This is a genomic window from Oceanospirillum sp. (assembly GCF_982874595.1).
In genome coordinates, this window is the sequence record NZ_CEYNZH010000063.1 from 16,658 (window position 1) to 19,107 (window position 2,450).

General features: G+C 43.9%; 2 protein-coding genes. One reads left to right on the plus strand and one right to left on the minus strand.

Annotation, left to right across the window (positions count from 1 at the left end; genetic code table 11):
* Positions 1-120 precede the first annotated feature (120 nt).
* Positions 121-912, minus strand: a complete 792-nt coding sequence (locus AC4GL5_RS16835; RefSeq protein WP_490383965.1) for a hypothetical protein — start codon at positions 910-912, stop codon at positions 121-123.
* Positions 913-1,258: 346 nt separating this feature from the next.
* Between AC4GL5_RS16835 and AC4GL5_RS16840 the strand changes: the two genes are divergently transcribed.
* Entirely contained in the window at positions 1,259-2,410 is a 1,152-nt protein-coding gene (locus AC4GL5_RS16840; protein WP_490383966.1) for a hypothetical protein, read from the plus strand.
* Positions 2,411-2,450 lie beyond the last annotated feature (40 nt).

Sequence of the window (2,450 nt, forward strand, 5' to 3'; positions counted from 1 at the left end):
GATTTGTGATTTGTGATTTGTGATTTGTGATTTGTGATTTGTGATTTGTGATTTGAGGTTTGGGTGTACTCAATGTTCTGCTCCTTGCGGTTTGTGGTTGTCGAAGGGGATAGGGGCGGCCTACGTCGGGTGCATCGCGGGCGGCATCTGCCCTTTCCATAGCGCCTTGCGTGCCTTTTCTTTTGATGCTGTATATAAATCCAGTAGTTTTTTAAAGACGGATTTTGGGGCACTTTTAGGCGTTTTAGCGGCCACCGGCAGCGGGTTTTCAGCCAGCGCCATGACCGAAACCGACAAGGCCAGCTCAATCAGCACCGCCACCAGCAGGTAAGCGGCTGTCATCGTCTGATCTGGGGTTAAGCCCAGCGGCTGACTGATGCGGTTGAACAGCGCCATAGCAGCGGTAGTATTCGTTGGCGGCAAGGTATCCAGCTGCAGGCGCAGATCCGCAATGTTTGCCTGAATAGCCGGCAGCTTATCCAGCGTGGTCAGTGCCCGGGCACGGTAGCCGTTTTCGGCATCAATACGGGCGGTGGTCTGGATGGCCTCAGCCTGGGACTGCAGCTGTTCAATCTGACTGATCAGCAACTGATAAGCCGTGCTAGTGGTCTTAGAGGACTGCTGTTGCTGCTGAGTATCACCGATCAGCGCACCGGCACTGGCCGCGATACTCACCACCGTAAGCAGTGCCCAGCTGGCGAAATAGAGTAGGGCAGATGCCCGATACCCCAGCGCCCAACGGCGCAGACCAACCGGCATAGCCGCGTACTGCACCAGCGCCAAAGCAACCGCCACCGCGCTGTAAACCCAGCCGGTAGCCGCATCGTCTGCCAGCTGCAGCAGCAAACGCACACTGAAAAAGCTACTGGCCAGAAACAGAATGGCCGTCGTCAGCATCCAGATTGAACGCATGGGAGGCTCCTTGATTGGTGCGTTTAAGGTGGTTGTGTTAAAGCAATCCTTGATATGATGGTTTCTACTCTTTTTTAGAGACCAACCACAAAAGGAATTGAACGATGCAATCCAAAGAGATGTACGAAGCTTTTATCGGCTTCATATGGTAGTAGCGCGGTTTAAATTCTGGGCTTTAAGCTCACAAAGTTCGGCCTGTGCAAGTAGATGCTCTCGCTGTAGGTCTTTATCGGGATGCTCTGCTTTAAGATTTTTTGCCCGTAAACGATAGTTTTCTGCGAGTGCTTTCTGCCGCTGTATCGGGCTACTTGGTTTCATATGGTTTGGGTAAAGGTGAATCATAGGAATGTCCTTATTTGAGAGTAAATCAATGTATATCAGCAGCTATATGATGATTTTATTTGTATGTTACGCATCATTGTTTTCGCAAGGTGTAGCAGCTGAAGAACCAACGATTAGTGATGTACTAATTGCACTGGAAGATAGTAAGCCAAGTTTTTTTGATGTGTATCTTGTTCCGATAATACCTTCTGTGATATCTGCAATATTATTTTGGTACATTTTTGATTATAGAAGTAAAAAAAGGGATTACGATCACGCCCGAATTAAAGCTTATAGGGAAATGGTCAATGTGGCGTCGTCAGTTTTTTCACTTCTAGATTTAATGTGTGCTCATAAGAAAAATAGCACTTCATTCTTTCAAGATTATATTATGTCTGGACATATGGGGGTTAAAGATTACAAGAAGCTATTGAGTGTTAAGGTTATTAATAAAGATTATCTTTATTTAGTGATACCTTTTCAGCTTGTCATGGTCTTTGGTCATGAGATTTTAAAAAGAAGAAATAGGGTATTGTTGTCCGTTGAAAAGTTGAATTTTTACTATGAATACCTTTCAGTTGAGGAGCGGGTGCTTTTTGATAGCCTATTGGAAGCTCTTAAATATCTAGAAAATCTAGACTATTTTATTGATAAGAACCCTATTTCAAATGGTTTCGCTCCTGTCGATAACAGTATGGCTATGTATGCTGGAACTGCTAACAACTTAAACAAGTTGCTGATTGATATCTATCGCAGAATAAATAGCATTAAGCCTGAAAAAAGTGCTACGTGGTCTGAGGTTTGTCGCCATTTCTATAGTGGTAACTACCGAGAATGTATCTATTGTATAGAACGCTATGAGGCTAATGTCTCTTCATGGGATGGGTTTTTATCAATTTTTTATGTCAGGTCATTGTATAAATTAGGTTGGGTTGAAAGGCTTGATCGAGAGGTTTTACGCCTATGTGAAAAATATAATAAAAATATACTGGGCTATAGGAGGGCATTTTTGGATATGGATGAAATTTACTTAAGAAGAATTTTGTCCGAAAAAGTCAATTCTGCCTCGCTGGAAAGTTTGGTAAAAACATTGCAATCTGAAGCCGATCAAAAGAAATCCTTTTTGTCTGAATGTGAGACAGTAAGAAACTATCTTGACCAAGGAGGGTGTTCATAGTTCTGTGTCACCCATTACTTACAGATCCACGTAACCGTCG

Bases quoted from the DNA above. Each gene is read 5' to 3' on its own strand.
- AC4GL5_RS16835 (WP_490383965.1), bottom strand. From the start codon at position 912: ATGCGTTCAATCTGGATGCTGACGACGGCCATTCTGTTTCTGGCCAGT.
- AC4GL5_RS16840 (WP_490383966.1), top strand. From the start codon at position 1,259: ATGTCCTTATTTGAGAGTAAATCAATGTATATCAGCAGCTATATGATG.